The sequence below is a fragment of the bacterium genome (assembly GCA_040755795.1).
In the GTDB taxonomy this organism is placed as follows: Bacteria; UBA9089; CG2-30-40-21; order CG2-30-40-21; family SBAY01; genus JBFLXS01.
The window spans coordinates 1-17,774 of the sequence record JBFLXS010000042.1 but is presented as its reverse complement, the minus strand read 5'-3'; the positions used below and the strand labels follow the sequence as shown (position 1 = coordinate 17,774).

The 17,774-nt window shown below is 36.2% G+C and carries 17 protein-coding genes; 5 read left to right on the top strand and 12 right to left on the bottom strand.

What is annotated here, in order from left to right; genetic code table 11:
* Positions 1-549 precede the first annotated feature (549 nt).
* The 3 genes from AB1414_04895 to queF all read left to right on the top strand — a co-directional run bounded on the left by AB1414_04895 (position 550) and on the right by queF (position 5,151).
* On the top strand, positions 550-1,731 hold the full coding sequence (locus AB1414_04895; GenBank protein MEW6606783.1) for an ATP-binding protein: 1,182 nt from the start codon (positions 550-552) through the stop codon (positions 1,729-1,731).
* A 63-nt stretch (positions 1,732-1,794) separates the two neighbouring features.
* Positions 1,795-4,521 carry a tetratricopeptide repeat protein gene (locus AB1414_04890; GenBank protein ID MEW6606782.1) on the top strand — a complete coding sequence of 909 codons (2,727 nt, stop codon included), beginning with the start codon at positions 1,795-1,797 and terminating at the stop codon, positions 4,519-4,521.
* A 228-nt stretch (positions 4,522-4,749) separates the two neighbouring features.
* Positions 4,750-5,151, top strand: coding sequence for a preQ(1) synthase (gene queF / locus AB1414_04885; protein MEW6606781.1), 402 nt, complete (start codon positions 4,750-4,752; stop codon positions 5,149-5,151).
* Here the strand turns inward: queF and AB1414_04880 are convergent.
* On the bottom strand, positions 5,120-5,359 hold the full coding sequence (locus tag AB1414_04880; GenBank protein ID MEW6606780.1) for a hypothetical protein: 240 nt from the start codon (positions 5,357-5,359) through the stop codon (positions 5,120-5,122). The two genes, queF and AB1414_04880, sit on opposite strands and share 32 nt — an antisense overlap.
* Before the next feature lie 239 nt (positions 5,360-5,598).
* Here AB1414_04880 and AB1414_04875 point away from each other — a divergent pair, with 239 nt between their 5' ends.
* Positions 5,599-6,819 (top strand): hypothetical protein, encoded by a 1,221-nt coding sequence (locus AB1414_04875; GenBank protein MEW6606779.1) that lies wholly within the window; start codon positions 5,599-5,601, stop codon positions 6,817-6,819.
* Positions 6,820-7,482, top strand: a complete 663-nt coding sequence (locus AB1414_04870) for a HEAT repeat domain-containing protein (protein ID MEW6606778.1) — start codon at positions 6,820-6,822, stop codon at positions 7,480-7,482. It begins immediately after the preceding gene.
* Between the two features lie 227 nt (positions 7,483-7,709).
* Here AB1414_04870 and AB1414_04865 read toward each other — a convergent pair whose 3' ends face one another.
* From AB1414_04865 to AB1414_04815, 11 genes are all read right to left on the bottom strand, one after another.
* Positions 7,710-8,054 carry a four helix bundle protein gene (locus AB1414_04865; protein MEW6606777.1) on the bottom strand — a complete coding sequence of 115 codons (345 nt, stop codon included), beginning with the start codon at positions 8,052-8,054 and terminating at the stop codon, positions 7,710-7,712.
* Between the two features lie 57 nt (positions 8,055-8,111).
* Positions 8,112-8,990, bottom strand: coding sequence for a DUF1566 domain-containing protein (locus tag AB1414_04860; GenBank protein ID MEW6606776.1), 879 nt, complete (start codon positions 8,988-8,990; stop codon positions 8,112-8,114).
* Between the two features lie 606 nt (positions 8,991-9,596).
* Positions 9,597-10,280 carry a chordopoxvirus fusion protein gene (locus tag AB1414_04855; GenBank protein ID MEW6606775.1) on the bottom strand — a complete coding sequence of 228 codons (684 nt, stop codon included), beginning with the start codon at positions 10,278-10,280 and terminating at the stop codon, positions 9,597-9,599.
* Between the two features lie 469 nt (positions 10,281-10,749).
* Complete coding sequence (gene ruvC, locus AB1414_04850) at positions 10,750-11,238, bottom strand: crossover junction endodeoxyribonuclease RuvC (protein MEW6606774.1); 489 nt, start codon at positions 11,236-11,238, stop codon at positions 10,750-10,752.
* A 475-nt stretch (positions 11,239-11,713) separates the two neighbouring features.
* The gene (locus AB1414_04845) at positions 11,714-12,466 is read right to left on the bottom strand and encodes a YebC/PmpR family DNA-binding transcriptional regulator (protein MEW6606773.1); all 753 of its coding nucleotides are present in this window, start codon (positions 12,464-12,466) and stop codon (positions 11,714-11,716) included.
* A 130-nt stretch (positions 12,467-12,596) separates the two neighbouring features.
* The gene (tpiA, locus tag AB1414_04840) at positions 12,597-13,361 is read right to left on the bottom strand and encodes a triose-phosphate isomerase (protein ID MEW6606772.1); all 765 of its coding nucleotides are present in this window, start codon (positions 13,359-13,361) and stop codon (positions 12,597-12,599) included.
* 11 nt (positions 13,362-13,372) lie between these two features.
* Complete coding sequence (locus tag AB1414_04835; protein MEW6606771.1) at positions 13,373-14,572, bottom strand: phosphoglycerate kinase; 1,200 nt, start codon at positions 14,570-14,572, stop codon at positions 13,373-13,375.
* Positions 14,573-14,892: 320 nt separating this feature from the next.
* The gene (locus AB1414_04830) at positions 14,893-15,411 is read right to left on the bottom strand and encodes a DUF3368 domain-containing protein (protein MEW6606770.1); all 519 of its coding nucleotides are present in this window, start codon (positions 15,409-15,411) and stop codon (positions 14,893-14,895) included.
* A 1-nt stretch (position 15,412) separates the two neighbouring features.
* Positions 15,413-15,721: a UPF0175 family protein gene (locus AB1414_04825; protein ID MEW6606769.1), complete on the bottom strand. Its 309-nt coding sequence runs from the start codon at positions 15,719-15,721 to the stop codon at positions 15,413-15,415.
* Positions 15,722-15,736: 15 nt separating this feature from the next.
* Positions 15,737-16,735, bottom strand: a complete 999-nt coding sequence (gap, locus tag AB1414_04820; protein ID MEW6606768.1) for a type I glyceraldehyde-3-phosphate dehydrogenase — start codon at positions 16,733-16,735, stop codon at positions 15,737-15,739.
* 296 nt (positions 16,736-17,031) lie between these two features.
* A complete protein-coding gene (locus tag AB1414_04815; protein MEW6606767.1) occupies positions 17,032-17,700 on the bottom strand; it encodes a hypothetical protein in 669 nt (222 codons plus the stop codon).
* Positions 17,701-17,774 lie beyond the last annotated feature (74 nt).

Here is a 17,774-nt window from a genome sequence, read left to right as displayed (position 1 = left end):
CTCAACACGACACCAGGATTAATGTCTGAAGGGTGGAGCAAGAAAAAGTTTGAGCCATTTCTCCAATTCTCCCTTTTCCCCATTTCTCCTTGTTTACACTTCTAATGTATAGCCCTGAACGGTTACAGAAATTTGTTGTTTTCCACAATCAATTTCTACCTATTTCTATAAATTTCAATCTATTTCTATTATCTTATCTCCATATCACTCTTATCTCCTTATCCCCTTTCTTACACTTTTGATATATAGCCTGAACGGTTACAAAAAGTGAAACCTGTGATTCAAGACACTGGACATCAGACACAAGACTATAGACTCTATTTATGCAGGAAATTAGTGACTTTTGGGAAACCATCCTCAAAACTTCACTCCCTGCATTTTTCCCTAATTTTTACCTACAGAAGTATAGGCAAGTCTCCCAAGCCTTCATTCTTCTGCAATTTCTGCCCACTTTAGTCTGAGGTCTGATGTCTATAGTCTATTGTCTGAATCACATCTTCTGTCAAATAATACTTGACAAATTGTTATTATTTGTGTAGACTATGACTTATGATATTCCCAAGAAAGATACAAAAGGAATTAATAAAATATGTCTTTTCACCCGAGATTATTGTGCTTACTGGTATGCGCCGGGTAGGTAAAACAACCCTCTATCAATCCATATTTAATAGTATTGAAAGCAAAAACAAAGCCTTTTTTGACCTGGAAAATCCAATTGTGCAAAAGATATTTGAGGAAATAGATTATAACAACATCGTTCTAAACTTAAAGGAATATGGTATCACTTCAGCGGAAAAGGCTTATATCTTTCTTGATGAGATTCAGGCTATGCCCAGCATTGTAAAGGTAGTCAAGTATCTTTATGACCATGTTGGTTTTAAATTCTTCCTTACTGGCTCAAGTAGTTTTTATCTAAAGAATCTTTTTCCAGAAAGCTTAGCGGGTAGAAAGTTTGTCTTTAATCTCCGTCCTTTGGATTTTGAGGAATTTTTGACATTTAAAGGTATAGAAAAAGAATCTTTTGTAGATTTAATCCAAAGAGATAGGTATAAAAATTTTATTCGATATCAGAGGTTAAAGGGGGCTTATGAAGAATATCTTAATTACGGAGGTTTCCCACAGGTAGTTCTGGAGGAAGATATTACCAGGAAGAAGATGCATCTTCATGATATCCTTAAATCCTATTTTGAAAAAGATGTGCAGAACCTTGCTAAGTTTAGAGAAGTGCAGTTATTCAGGGACTTATTGCTTTTGTTAATTGCTCGCGTAGGCTCAAAACTTGATATTGCCAGGTTGGCTTCTGAGTTGGGCACCTCTCGGGAGACTATATATTCCTATCTCTCCTTCTTACAAGATACATTTTTTATTACCCTGGTTCCGCCGTTTACCGGGAGTATGGATAAACTGGTGAGTAAAGCCAAAAAGGGTTATTTTTGTGATACCGGGATAGTGAGTGAGTTTGCAAAGGTTTCTGATGGTGCACTCTGTGAGAATGCGGTCTTCAATGCTTTATCGCAATTTAATAATATCCATTATTATCAAAGGAGATCCGGCAGAGAAATTGACTTTATCCTTGATAGCAGGATTGGTATTGAGGTTAAACTCAAAGGAATCCCAGGTGATTTTGAAAGGCTAAAAACTATCTCGACAACAATAGGATTACCAGAGTGCTATGTCGTTAGCAAGGAATTTGTAGATTATGAAGGGATTATCTCAGTGGTTGATTTGTAGGTAAGTGTTTAATTTTTACTGGATTACCGATTACCTGAATTCCAGAGCGAGGCGTATTTTGTTATGAGATTAACTCAGAAGGTTCTATTGTTTTGTCTAATATTTATTATCGGCATATTTTTTGGTGTGGGAAGTACGATAATAATTACAAAACAGACCAGACGAAACATTGGCGAGATTTACTGGCAAACGATAAGCGAAAGTCGTAAATTATCTAATCCAATGGCTATTGTTAGGATTAAAAAATTTATTAATAAATATCCTGGTTCTGATTATGTCGAGGATGCCTATTATCAGATTTGCAAGATTAAATTTAAAGAATGCGCCAATACAGACAAAAATTGGGATAAACCACTAAAAGCCTACCTTAAATTATTAAATGATTATCCCAATAGTAAATACTTAGAATCTATTAGTTTTTTTATTCCATTTTGTTATGCTAAAAACAAAGATTATCCAGCGGCTATTGTTAGGTTTAAAAAATTCCTGAAGATGTTTCCCAACAGTGATATGGCCGATGAGGCTCAGTATAATATTGGCCGACTTTACTGGGCTTGCGGTAAATTTGGCAAGGCTAAACAGGCATATAAATTAGTCGTTAAGAATTACCCGGATGAGGATTTAGTCGATGAAGGACTATTTAGAATAGGAGAGGTGTATCTATCCCAGGGAAATTATCAGCGTGCTATCTCGCAATTTCAACGAGTTACTAAAAAATTTTTTAAAGGTAAAATAACCCCTTACTCTCAAGCAATGATAGGATTTTGCCTGTATCTTCAACGCCAAAACGATAAGGCAAAAGATGAGTTTTTAAAAATCCTATCCAATTATCCCTATACCACTCTTAAAAATGATGTTCTGGAGTTTATTCGGAAAATGTCTCCTCAAATCCGCATAATCCAGAACGAAAATCAGCCCAAAACCTATTTTTTATGTCTTGATAAAGGGATTATTTACAATAATAAAGATTCATTAGTTTTAATAAATTTAACGAAAGAAGATGTCAATAATATGGATATTTTCCCTTTTAATACCAAAATGTTTTTTTCACCAGGGGGGAATGAATTTATAGTTGGAAGTGGTGATTATCTCTGGCGGGTAGGTATTGATGGAGTCAAAAAAACAAAACTGGTAAAACAACAAGGGGTAAAAGTGAATATTCACTGGTCTTTTGACAGAAAAGGGATTATTTATGAAACCGAAGATACGCTTTTCCTGATTCAAGATAATAAGTTGACTAAACTTCTTGTAAAATCCCTTTCGGCTGGTTCTTTTTCCCCTGTATGGTCTTATGATTCGACAAAATTTGTCTGTTTAGATTGGAGTAAAGATGGTAGTGTCGCTGACCTGGTGATATTTGATTCTAATGGCAATGCAGGAAAAAGGATAAACAAGATTTTCGATAAGCAAATTCGCTTTTCGACATCACAAGGATTTCGCTGGTCAAAGGATAGTAATAAAATTGCCTATGGCATAACTCGAAAATGGGTAAGGGGTATATCTGAAGAGGTAAAAATAGTGGATGTTCAACGGGGTATGGTGCATACAGTGGTTTATGACAGTGCCAGAGATATTTGTTGGTCTCCTGATTCATCTAAAATCGCATATTCAAACTATCGAGGAACATCAATCATAGATGCAAACGGCAAAAATTGGCAACATTTATCCAATATCATCCCAGGTTGCCTTCAATGGAAATCTAACCAATCCCTATGCGGCATAACTAAGAGAAAGGATTTTTTCATTTATAGGGTTTTAGATTTAAAAGGAAAAATTAAACAAGTAATATACAAAGGCTACAATCCACTCCCAAATGGTAAATTAATTGCTTATAATGATTCAAAAGGAAGATTATTTCTTGGAGATAAATTATTATCTTATTCAAAAGTAACCCCATTAAAATGGCTGGATTCAAAAATCCTGTGTTATGATTCAAAGAGTTATTTTATAATTAATAATACAAGAAAACAACAGGTCTATCAGGGAACTCCGATAGAGATATTAGCCTCGTTTAAAGGTTTAATCTTTGTCCCAAAATCTTATGATGAGGTTTCTATCTTTGGTAATCTTGGTGGAAATATTGCCAGATTAAAGGATAAAACTCCATATCTTCTGACATTAAAAGGCGGCAAAAATCCTGTTTTGTCCCGGAATAAAAAATACCTCGCTTATGAAAACGCAGATAATATCTATGTTATGTCAACGGATGGAACTAACAAATTTCAACTTACATTACTGGGCGGTTGCTGCCCAAATTGGTTTGAAGACAGAATAATATTTGAACAATATGAGAAAACTTCTTTAAATTGGTGGAATTTTCACCTTAAGATAAATCAAAAAATACATCAGGAAAAAGGTAAAATAGCTAATGAATATTTATTGGATCTCATTCAGCCGACTGATTTTAAAGAAAATATTGGGATTATCAATAAAGACGGCACCAACTATGTCCAATTGATAAATCACGGAAAAAATCCCAATATTTCTATCACGGGCAAAATAGCCTTTGAACGCAATGACATGCTCTGGATAAAAGATGTAAATGAAGAAGGAGAATCTAAATTAGTTAAAGGTAGCCGCCCTAAATGGTCTTGTGATGGACAGATTCTTGCTTATTTAAAGAATGGAAATCTCTGGATAATGGATAAAAAAGAAAAAAAACTTGAGGATTTGATTGATGATTTTAATTGGTTACCGTTTAAAAATAAAATTGCCTATTCTAAAAATGGGGCATTATTTATTAAAGATGTCGTCACAGATAAAATAGTCCAATTGACCAGGAAAGGGTAAAAGGAAGGTAACCGTCCAGGTAATCCTTTACCGCAGAGACGCAGAGAAACAGAGAAGACATAGAAATAAAGTAACTATTTAGCCACTGATTAACACGGATTAGCACGGATAAAAAAATAAAATCAGTGTTTCATCTGTGTCCATCTGTGGCTGAATAGTTACCAATAGATTTTAATTTTTTCTCTGCGTCTCTGCGGTGAACGGTTACAAAGGAGGAAATAAAATAATATGGCAAAAACAGGTTATGAAGGAAAACAGGATAAAATACGGGGTTTGAAAATTACACCTGAATTAGAGGTGGTGGAAAATCAATATACGGATAGAGATTACATTGTGGAATTAAGCACCGATGAATTGACTACTGTTTGTCCCAGGACAGGTCTGCCCGATTTTGCGACCTTGACAATTGCGTATAAACCTAATAAATTTCTGGTAGAGCAAAAGGCATTGAAACTTTATCTTACGGGCTATCGGAACATTGGAATATTTCAAGAACACGCTACCAATAAAATACTTGATGATTTTGTTACCATAGTCCAACCTAAATGGGCAAAAATCGAGGTAGTCTGGAATATCCGTGGTGGAATAGCCGTAAAGGTCATACGGGAATATCCTGTTGGTAACTGGTAATTGGTAACTGGTAATTGGTAACTGGTAATTGGTAACTGGTAATTGGTAATTGGTTGAATGGCTTCATCGTGAACTGGAGTTTCGTGAATTTTCTATGATTCCTTTTGCCTTTAATCTTTGCGTTCTTTGCGGTTGATTTCTTTGCGTTCTTTGCGGTTAAAAAAGGATAAACCACAAAGGGCACAAAGTAGTAACGCAAAGGACACAAAGGGAAGAAAATAGGTAAAGCATTTTTTTATCAACTCAACTTCAAAGGATAAGTTGCAAAAAAATCATCAGGCTTTTGAGCCTAATTTTGCCATCTTTGAGCAAAATAAACAGATTGATAAGGATTCAGATAGTTTCAATGGCTCCTTAAATTAACGAAACTCCAGGTGAATTCATCCAAACGATATTTAATTACCATTTACCAATTACCAGTTACCAACTTCAAAGGAGGAAGATAAAATGAATTATAAAAAATTTATTGAGTTGTCAATGATTATTTCTTTATTCTTTTTTCCACTAATTTGTTATGGTGAAGGCAAACAAAAAGAATGGCGGTGGGCGGGTGTAATTGGCGTCAGAATGATTGATGGAGATTATTATAATGAAATAGTTTTCCATCCTGAATTTAAGCGGGGTAAATTTGGAATTGGATTAAATCTATTGTGTCGGTGGAATGAGGAAGATGGCTTTCGGGAGGAAGATTGGGAGGAAGTGGGTAATATCGTAAATTATATTCGTTGGGCAAATAAGGATGACAGTCCGCTATACATTTATCTGGGAAAATTATCAGAAGCAACATTAGGACATGGGTTCATTGTGGATAGATATTCTAATCAAGGAACAGATACAAGCAAAAATTTTCTCGGGGCAAATATAGATATTAATTTTAAAAACGGTGGCGTAGAAACATTGATTAATGATATTACTGACCCACGACTTTATGGAGGTAGAATTTACTTTTTACCATTAAAAAATCTAAATAATCCTTTACTTTGCAAAATTATTATTGGAGCAACCTATGTTAATGACACAAAACCTCAAATTGGGGACAAAGATAATTTGAGTGTTTATGGATTAGATTTTGAGTTGCCAATTTATAAAGAGGTTTTAGGTTTTTACACAGATTATGCGAAAATATCTGGTTTTGGTGATGGATTATCTGTAGGATTGGGAGGAAAATTAAACCTTGTTTCAGTTAATACTATCCTGGGTTATAAAACAGAATTTAGAGACTTAGATTCTAATTTTGTCCCGGCTCTATTTAATCCGTTATATGAAATAAGAAGAAATGGGACTTCCAGCATCCAGCAGGCAGAAAGCCAGACAGGATGGTATTCAGGTGCTAATCTGGATATAGCCAGATTAATCTTGCTCTCTTCAGGATATGAAGACCTGAAAGAAACAATAGCCCCAAGATTACATCTGGAATTACTCTTAAAAAAAGAGTTATTTCAACTTATTATTAAACAAAATATCTCTGTTTTCTTCCTCTATGACCATGAAAGAAGGCAAAAAGGGTATCACTTGCTTGATTTTAATGCGCCCAATAGTACGCTTACAGAAAAAATAAATTTTGAGTTATCAAAAAACATATCTTTAAGTTATATCTATCAAAAAGTCTATGATAACATTGGGAATAAATCCCAAACCTCATCATTTGGAACAAAGGTGAAGTTTTAGATGGAAAAGCCACAAAATCCACTTCTAAGAATTCTTATCTTTGCCATAATTTTAATCACTATGTTTCTGTGGATTAGTCATACCTTTAAAAGGACAGAAAAACAGGAAATTAGTGATGATATAAAAAAGGAAATCTGGCGTGAGATTGGATTATTAGAAAAAACCTGTAATTCCACAAATGATATCAATCAAATATTTACTATTGGAAAACCTCAAATATCCTACCTGCGATTTGTGGGTAAACCCGCAGCACCAATGATAATTGAGGTATTGGTAGATAAAAATAAGGATTGGAAACTTAGATTTGTCTTAGCCCAACTTTTATCTAAAATGGAAACTAAAAAGGTAATTGCTCCACTGAAAAAGATATTAACCGATGAAAGAGAGGATGAAAATATGCGTGTCGCCGCGGCAGTGGCACTGGCTAACTTAAAATTCGATGAAGTCATTGACCCTTTATTAAAAATGGCTAAATGTAATAATAAAAAATTGCAATTAGCCGCTATCTATGGATTAGGTGAATTACGAAAAGAAACAGTCATTAACGAATTTAAGAAATGGGTAGTTGAAGAAAATGACCCGGAGATAAAAAAGGAATTAGAATTAGCGATTGAAAAATTTCGACCTGTGGAATTACCACAGAGACACGGAGGCACGGAGTAATGATTTTAGAAAAAGAACGGACAGAGCAGATAATTGGAGATGCAATAGAAGTTCATCGGTATTTGGGACCTGGTCTATTGGAATCAGCTTTTAAAAGATGGACCCAAGCGACTTCTCTGTTAATTTTTCTCTGTGCCTCTGTGTCTCTGTGGCAAATCTTCATACCTCTGAATAGTTACCAAAATCTGCTCGCTTCCGACAACCCGTAGCTGCCGAAATTCCGGCTTTTAAACTTTTACAGCATTTTTCCAACCTGTTGCCTGTTTACCTATACTATCGAGCAAAGCTGATAATTCCGCCTGTTTTTTTACCGCGAGTATTTTCATATCAACGCTTAACCGTATTTCCAATTTCAATATCTCAAAACAATCTAAAAACTCTTCAAGGTATTGTTTCTTGTCTAATGAACGATTAGCCCGATATATTGAGCGGACAAGCACTATTGCATAGCGTTTCATGTCCTGACCAAGCGTGTATTTGTACTCACGTGGAAAATCTTTCGTGAAATTAAAAACCTGCAATATGAGTTTGTAGACATCTCTGTAAATAGGTAAATCGTGTGTTAATGCCATCTTTCTCAAAAAAATTCGACCGCTTCGCGGTAATTAAATAGTTAAATAGATAAATAGTTAAAAAGCCCGAACCGCACGCACTCTCAATGTGACGTTCTTATTGGCGTAGTTCTGGCCGCCATAGTCAAAGGACTGGCCCCACGCGACGCCGCTAGAGATCTCGGTAGAACTCCAGTAGACGTAGCTACCAAAACCGCCAACCACATCCTTTTGTTGATACAATGAATTCAACTCGTGTTTTGATGGTAAGTACCAGTCGCCATAGGTAACACCATCTACTGTTACTGAATACTCATTGCAAACTCTGGCTGCATAGGTAGCACCATCCCCATCTCCCTGGCTGGCAATGATAATGGCTGTATTTGCTTTTCCTGCTCCTACACCATCTGCCTGAGCCCTTGTGCGTATATAAGTTCCAGCATACCATCTCATAGATGTGGATTGATCGGCTGTAGCAGCTATTAAACCGTGTTGTCCATTATCATAGACATAAAATACAATCCCACCACCATAAGATTCGCCTATGTAGTGTCCTCCACCTGCGGCGGTTGTCTGAACTGTGTTGTCTGGAAATTTAATTCCTCCGCTGGTTGACTCAATCACCCCAGCAACACTTAGTTTCTCATTCGGAGTCGTAGTCCCGATGCCGACATTACCTTCCCTGGTAATGCGCATCCTTTCTCGCCAACCAGTTGTTGGATCCTGGGTGGAAAACACCATATCATCTGTTGGAACACCACCAGGTACACAATTGCCTATCGTCCAATCATACTGACCTGGAACCTCACCTCCTACAAAACAGCCTAAACCACCCATAAGGTCACCAACCTGTGGAGTAAGAACCGCATCCGCCCCGTAAATTTGTGCTGTAAAGGCAGATGTAGGGCTGATACTTAGCCCAAATAACAACATTAATGAAATTATTGTCCTTTTCATTTTTTTTCATCCTCCTTTTTATTTTTTGTCGAGATGTGAATCTCGACCTACATAGTTTTTTTACCCTGTACCATAATCAGGTCCAGTCCTGAAGAGTAAAAAATCTCGACCTATGTAATCAATGTAAAATGGACACTGTAAAATGAGAAATGTAAAATGAGAATGCGTAACCAAAGGGTGTCGAGTCTTGCGAAATGCTAAAATTTCCCATTTTTCATTTCCCATTTTACATTTTACATTTATTTTCCCTCTGCGTCTCTGCGGTGAATCAATCTAATTGCACAGGTCGAAATTTACTCTTCAGAACTGGTGTCATAGTGAGCCTGTCGAACTACGAACCACTGTCATGGTGAGCCTGTCGAATGTCATGGTGAGCCTGTCGAACCATCCTTTTTTTCCGCAAAGGACGCAAAGGTATTTTTTTCGTATGTGTTTAGCCCTGCCACAGAGGCACAGAGTTCACAAAGAATTATAAAGTATTCAGGAGACAAAATTAGAACTAAAGTCCTAAATTCTAATACTCCTCTGTGTTCTCCGTGTCTCTGTGGCTAAACACATACTTTTTTTCTTTGCGGTCTTTGCGCCCTGGCGTGAAATTTCTCTCCTTTAAAATTCATACGAAAAATATAGCCTAATCCCTTGTTTCTTAACATAATCTTGAACACCGGGATGTGCCTGGTAGGTTACAAGAACTCTTATTTGCTCCTTTTTTACATATCCTTTTACCATCTCTGCATGTTTTATAAAATCATCCACATCTCTTTTCTTAAGCTGGGACTTTGCTTCTCCTATAATAGTGTATTCTTTGCCATTTAACATTCCTTTTCCAAAGATGTTCACCTCTATGTATCTTTCCTTCCCTGTTTCAATATAGTCTCTCTTAAGCCTGCCTATAATTTCCAGACCCATATCCCTTTTAAAAAAACCTGGTAGTGCTTTATAGGATTCATCCTCAAGCCTGAAGCCAACTGTATGGTCAAGGCCACCTACTTTTTGGGCAAGGTTTTTATGAGATTCTGTCAGGGCTCTTATTCCTTCCTCTGTCCTTTTTTGTGCCTCTGCAAGCTCTTCTACCTTTTGTTCTGTCCTTTTTTGTGCCTCTGCAAGCTCCTTGACGGTTACACCAAGCTCCCTGACTATCTCCTTAAGCTCAGAAAAGTCATCCTTTTTAACAAAAGTCTCGCTTAAGACGGAATAGAGTGAGGTTTTAAATTGCTCATCCTTCTTTAATAATATAGGTAATACCCTAATAATGTGTTCTTGTTCTTCCCTTATCAATGAAATAGCCATAGTTTTTTCTCCATTTGAAATTATATCCTTTTAACTGGTTAAAGTCAAGAACTTTTTTCTGAATATTTTCGACCTGTGCAATGAAGATAAACCATTCCTGATTAAATCCTTATCCTTACCCACAAATTGGGTAGAATGAGAGAAATAGAGAGAAATACCACGAAGAGCACGAAGAGCACGAAGGACACAAAGAAAAATGGTAACCTTCTGGTTTGTAGTAACCGCATTTATGCGGTTATTCACCCGCTAAAGCGGGTTACTACGAACATTATAAACACCAAAAGATGCAAAAAATCTTGTTTTTACAAATATTACCTCGACGATTACCTTTAATGAGAAGAAATTGAAAGATGGGATTAAAAGATTTGTTTTATAATTCTTCGTGCTCTCCCTGCCCTTCGTGGTTTTTAAAAGATGTGGGTAACGATAAGGATTAAATCAGTGATGGTTTTAAAAGATGTGAGTAAGGTTAATCTAACCGTACAGGTCGAAATTTTGAGGAATGAATATGGCATATTGCTACTGCTAATGCGTCTGCGGCATCGTCAGGTTTTGGGATAGTTTTTAAGTTTAATAATATTTTAACCATCTGCTGAATTTGTTTTTTCTGTGCTCGACCAAAGCCGGTAAGTGCTTGCTTGACTTGAAGTGGGGTGTATTCTGCTATTTCACTATTCGCCTCAATCGCGGCTAACATTATTACGCCTCGAACATGTCCAATTTGTAAAGCGGTTTTTACATTTTTGCAGAAAAATATCTCTTCGATAACAACTACATCCGGTTTGTATAGCCGCAGGAGTTTTTTCATCTCCCTGTATATCATCTGTAAGCGTATTATGAAAGGTTGATTTGCCCTCGTTTCTATAGAACCATAATGAATCAGTTCTAACTTTTCATTGTGTTTAATTATTCCGTAGCCTGTTGTGGCTAATCCCGGGTCAATGCCTAATACAATCATATTTTGGTAACCGTTCAGGGCTATACATTACAGGGCTATACATTAGAAGTGTAAACAAGGAGAAATGGGGAAAAGGGAGAATTGGAGAAAGGGCTCAAACTTTTTCTTGCTCCACCCTTCAGACATTAATCCTGGTGTCGTGTTGAGTAAGTTTTGCACGGGGCATCATCAGGTTTCGTAACCTGCAAACGGATAATTGGTAACTGGTAATTGGTTAAATAGTTTCGTCCTGAGCTCAGCCGAACGGTATTTAATTACCAGTTACCAATCACCAGTTACCAGAATCAAATTCCGTGCGTTATTTGTTCAACACGACACTAACTTTTTATGGACATTAATACAGGCATTAATAATCCTATCAGTTAACTCTTCTTTTCTCCACTTCTCCATCTTCTCCCTTTCTCCTTATTTTTATCCTACCTGAACCCTTACATATTTTGAGATTAAGGTTTGAGTGTTTCTCATTCTCACCTTTTTATCCTTGTTGTAATTCTTGCATAACTTCATCTGGAATATCAGAATTAGAATAAACCTCTTGAACATCCTCGTCTTCTTCTAAGGCTTCAATCAGTTTTAAGACGCTTCGAGCCGTATTTGCGTCAACCTTAATATAGCTTTGGGGTTCCATTGAAATCTCAGCGAATTTTAACTTAAGACCATTTTTAGCTAAGATGTTTTTCACTTCTTCAAAACTTTGTGGGTCAGTAGTAATTTCATAGACATCATCTTCCAATTTCATATCTTCTGCCCCTGCTTCCATAATCATCTCTAACAATTCATCTTCACCTATGTCCTTTTTATCAACCGATAGACAACCTTTTTTATGGAACATCCAGGACACACAGCCTGACTCACCCATATTTCCGCCACCTCGTGAAAAAATTCTTCTTATTTCAGAAGTAGTTCTATTTTTATTATCCGTCATTGCCTCGACTAACATTGCTACTCCACCAGGTCCATAACCTTCATAGGTTACCTCTTCAACAACTATTCCTGGTAATTCACCTGTGCCTCGTTGAATGGCGCGTTTAATATTATCCGCAGGCATATTTTCACCTTTTGCCTTGTCTAAAACCATACGAAGTCGCGCATTATTTTCTGGATTACCTCCCCCATTTCTTGCGGCAACGGTGATTTCGCGAATTAATTTAGAGAAAATCTTACCTCGTTGAGCGTCTAATGCGCCCTTACGATGTTTAATTCCAGCCCATTTTGAATGTCCAGACATTATTTTTCACCTCCTCAAGTATTTAATAATAGGGTTTCACGAAATTAAAAGTAAATAATCAATTGGTAATTGGTAACTAATTACCAATCACCAGTTACCATTTACCAAATTTTGGGTAAAATGTTACGATTCACACAACCTCTCTTTTAAACTTCACAATTCTAACAAAAGACCGCACATCTAAACTTGCCCCACCGACTAAGACCCCATCAATATCAGATTGGGACATCAAGGCATCGATATTATCCGGTCTAACACTACCACCGTATTGAATCCTGATTTTTGAAGCGACTTTTTCATCATAAATATCATTTAAAGTCTGACGAATAAATTTATGAATAGCATTAGCATCCTCTGGAGTAGAGGTTCTACCCGTGCCAATTGCCCAGATTGGTTCATAAGCAATGACCATTTTTAAAATATCATCTTTACCTATATCCGCCAATCCGTTAATCAATTGCTGATAGACTACCTTTTCAGTTTTACCCGCATCTCTTTGCTCGATGTGTTCTCCAATGCACAATATAGGTCTAAGTCTATAAGTAGAAGCAACTTTAAGTTTTTTATTAATTATTTCGTCCGTCTCATTAAATAGTATTCGTCTTTCAGAATGACCAATAATGACATACTCACAATTAACATCAATCAACATTAAAGGGGATATTTCACCGGTAACTGCCCCTGCTGGCTCTGGATACATATTTTGGGCGCCAATAACTATTTTACTATCCTGCAAGACTTCCTTTACTCTACTTAAAGCTGTAAAAGGAGGACATACAACCACTTCAACACCTGTATAATTAGATAATTGTTCTTTTAACTCAGTCACAAATTGTATTGCCTTTTTAGTTGTTTTATTCATCTTCCAATTTGCCACAATAATTGGTCTGCGCATTGATTTTACCTCTATTCTTTATTTGTCAATACTTTAACTCCAGGTAACTCTTTACCTTCAAGGAATTCCAGACATGCACCACCACCCGTAGAAATATGTGTTATTTTATTCATTAATCCTAATTTATCGATGACCGCATCTGTATCACCGCCGCCGGCAATAGTCAGTGCACCTGTATCTACAATCGCCTTTCCGATAGTAGTACTTCCAGTATTAAATTTATCAATTTCAAAAACACCCATTGGCCCATTCCAGAATATAGTTTTTGCCCCTTTCAAGGCATTAGTAAACTTTTCCATAGTTTGTGGCCCTATATCCACTCCCATCCAGCCATCAGGAATACCATCTTCCAAATTTACTATTTGGGTATTTGCATCTTCTTTAATCGCATCAGCTATGAGGTGGTCACCTGGAAGCAGAATTTCTACTCTGTATTTCGTGGCATCTGTTAGAATCCTATTTACATCTTCGAGTCTATCCTTTTCTAATAGTGAATTCCCAACCTTTTTACCTTGAGCGGCTAAAAAGGTATATGCCATACCGCCGCCAATAATTAATTTATCAATTTTATTCAGAAGATTATCAATAACGCCAATTTTAGAGGATACCTTTGCACCACCAAGAACAATACAAATTGGTCTATCTGGATGAAGGAAAACACGACTTAGATATTCTATCTCGTTTTTTAGCAAAAATCCACTCACCGCTTGTGGGAAATATTGAGTAATAGCAGAAATAGATGCATGGGCACGATGGACAGCACTAAAGGCATCATCAACATATACTTCACCCAGAGAGGCTAATTCTTTTGCAAAATTTGGGTCGTTTGTTTCTTCCTCTGGATGAAACCTCAAATTTTCTAAAAGGACTACCTCTTTGGGGTGCATTGCCATCACCACCTCTCTTACTTTTTCTCCTATACACTCATTTACAAAATTAATCTTTATTTTAAGTAGTTCACTCAATCTTGAAGCCACAGGTGCCAGACTTAATTTTTCCACCACCTTTCCTTTAGGTCTGCCTAAATGCGACATCAGGATAACTTTTGCCTCGTGGGATAAGGCATAATTTATTGTGGGTAGATGAGCGGTTATCTTTGTATCATCACTAATATTGCCTCCATTATCTAAAGGTACATTAAAATCCACACGAATTAATACGCGTTTTCCTTTTATCTCCATATCCTCAATAGTTAATTTATTAAAATCCATTTTTTCCTCCTTTAGTTAGCCTCGGTAATGTCAAAAATTTTACCTACAAATTTTCTTAACTTTCTATATTTTCAAGCACTTATGTAAATTGAGCTTCCCTCCCCCCATTTTTTAACCACGAATTACACAAATTACACGAATTAACTTCAAGATTATTATCTCTGGCCTCATCGCTACAAAGAGAAAAACCTGATAGTGAGCCTGCCGAACTAAAAGTTTCCCCTAAATACTCCTTGATTTGTTCAAAAACACCTTCTATTCATTTCCAATTTCTTTCATATTATTTTTGACACCACCTTTTGAGAATTTAATGTTCAATTTTATTCTACCTCCAGTATTTCCCTTATGTTTCTAATTGGTGCTCTATACCCTCGTTTAATCATTAAATCAAGTAAGAAATCTGCTTCTTTTATAGAAATAATCCCTTTATCAATAGCTATTTTTAATATACCTAATGTTCCTGAAATTTTAACTCCAAAAGAGTCTGCAATTATTCTTGCATCCTTATCATCAGAGACAAATATCCATCCTTTTTGATAAGCTATAACAATACAAGAAGCCTCTCCTCGACTTACGGTTTTTAACAGTTTATCATAAAGTTTATAATCACTTAACTTTCTTATGTTCTCTATTCTTAACCAACCATTTTTATTAAGTGGATAAATATTTTCTCTAACTTGTTGAAGAAAATCATATCCTCTTTTGATTCCTATACTAACTTCATCAACCACATCTTTACTCGTATAATATTCATCAAAGGCGAATTTAATTAAATCTAATCTATTAACTGATGAAAAGTTAGAGAGAACTGTATTATTTAAGATGGCTATTTTGCTCATATTAATCTTTTAATGTTTCTATTTCCTTTTTAGCTTCTTCTATATTTTCAGGACCTAATCTAATAGGGATACCTCTATTTACCATTATTTTACGCATCTCTTCCCAGCATACCCCAGCAATTTCTGCTGCCTTACCTAATGATATAGGTTCATTCTGATATGTTTGAATAGCAATCTCAATTCTGTATTGAGGATGATTTTGTAATAATGTCATTAGAGCTTCTTGTACTACTTCTTTCTTACTCTTATATATCCCTGCCTTAATTAAATAATTCAATTCTATATCAGGTTGATATTCTATCCTTTCCATGATTTCCAGTCTCCCTTAACTCATTATATACTCAATCAAATCCACCACGCGGCAAGAATACCCCCATTCGTTATCATACCAGGCTAAAACCTTAATTAAGTTATTCTCCATCACCGTGGTATATTCCGGGTCGAATATAGCGGATTTAGGGTTACCGTTAAAATCCGTTGAGACTAAAGGTGACTCACAATATTCTAAATATTTATTTAATTTTCCTTGAGCCGCAGATTTAACTGCCGCATTTACCTCTTCCTTAGTTACATCCTTTTCGATCTCCACGACCAAATCTACCAATGAAACATTAGGAGTTGGCACTCTAATGGCAATGCCGTGGAATTTGCCTTTTAGTTCTGGAATAACCAATCCAATGGCTTTTGCGGCGCCGGTAGTAGTAGGAATCATAGATATAGCCGCGGCTCTTGCCCGTCGTAAATCTTTATGTGGTAAGTCAAGAATTCGCTGGTCATTTGTATAAGAATGAATAGTCGTCATTAATCCACGCTTTATCCCAAAATTATCCAGCAATACCTTTACTATCGGGGCTAAACAATTGGTGGTGCAGGAGGCATTAGAGATGATGTGGTGGGTGTTTGGGTTGTATTTGTCCTCATTTACACCAAGCACAATTGTAATGTCTTCATTCTTCGCCGGGGCACTGATAATCACCTTTTTCACACCCGCTTGCAAGTGTTTTGAAGCAGATTCTCTATCTGTAAAATGTCCGGTTGATTCTATAACCATCTCTACCCCTAAATCCTTCCAAGGCAGTTCTTGCGGGTCTTTAACCTTTAGAACCTTTATTTCCTTGCCACCAACGATAATAGAATCTGCAGTCGCTGATACTTCTTTGTTAAGTATGCCAAAATTTGAGTCATATTTAAGGAGATGGGCTAATGTTTTCGCGTCAGTTACATCATTTACCGCCACGAAATCTATTTTTGAATTATCAATTCCTGCCCTTAAAACCCCCCTTCCAATCCGACCGAAGCCATTTATTCCTACTTTTATAGCCATAATTTAAAAACCTCCTCTTTGTAAGTATTTCGTAACCGTTCAGGTATAGGTAAAAAGATAGTAATTATTTAGCCACAGATTAACACGGATTAGCACAGATAAAGACAGACTTTTGGGTAAATCAGGATTAGTAATGAGGTGGTATGAGAATAATGTTTCTTTTATCCCAAACCCCGAAATCAAAATCCCGTTTTTATACTTCTATTAATTTGAAAAGCAATTACTTGCGTATATTTAAAAAAATCCGTGTTTTATCTGTGTTCATCTGTGGCTGAACAGTTACAGTATTTCATTAGTTAATATACTTTTGGTTTAAAATCCTTAGGATTTAGAATTTGCATTGTATCCTCTGCTGGAGCAAGGATATAACACCCCTTTTTATAAGCAAATCTTTTTGCCTCTTCAGCCACATACATACCCGAGACCAAAGTGATAATTTCTGCTTCTTTATATTCAGGAAAGTATTCTTTGAAATGCTCAATAGAAGGCAAAAAGTCTTTTATATCGGTTGAGGTAAGATGTGCTTTTACCTCTCCAAGTAATACCAATTCTTTCCCATTTCTTCTCGCGGGACAGACCAAATCTATTTCACCAATACATTTGCCATCCTCAATAGTTCTTACCCTTTGAAAGACATGTTTTACTTTTATGCCTAATTCTGCGAATAACTTAGGGATAGAAGGTGCGGTTAATCCTTCTGCCATTCTCCCTAATCCTCCACCGATTTCTCTGGATACACGAGATATATCTTCATTAGTCTTTCTTTGCTGTTCATCAGTCTTTCGCAATTCTTCATCAGTCTTTCGCAATTGTTCATCGGTCTTTCGCAATTGTTCATCGGTCTTTCGCAATTGTTCATCGGTCTTTCGCAATTGTTCATCGGTCTTTAATTGTCTATCTTTTAATAGTTTTAAGCCTTTGGTATTTTCATTCAATATTTTTTCGATTCTATCTAACCTATTCATATTTATCTCCTCTATCATCAAATATCAACTTTTATATTTTACAACATAATTCGATTTTATGCAACATATTTTTT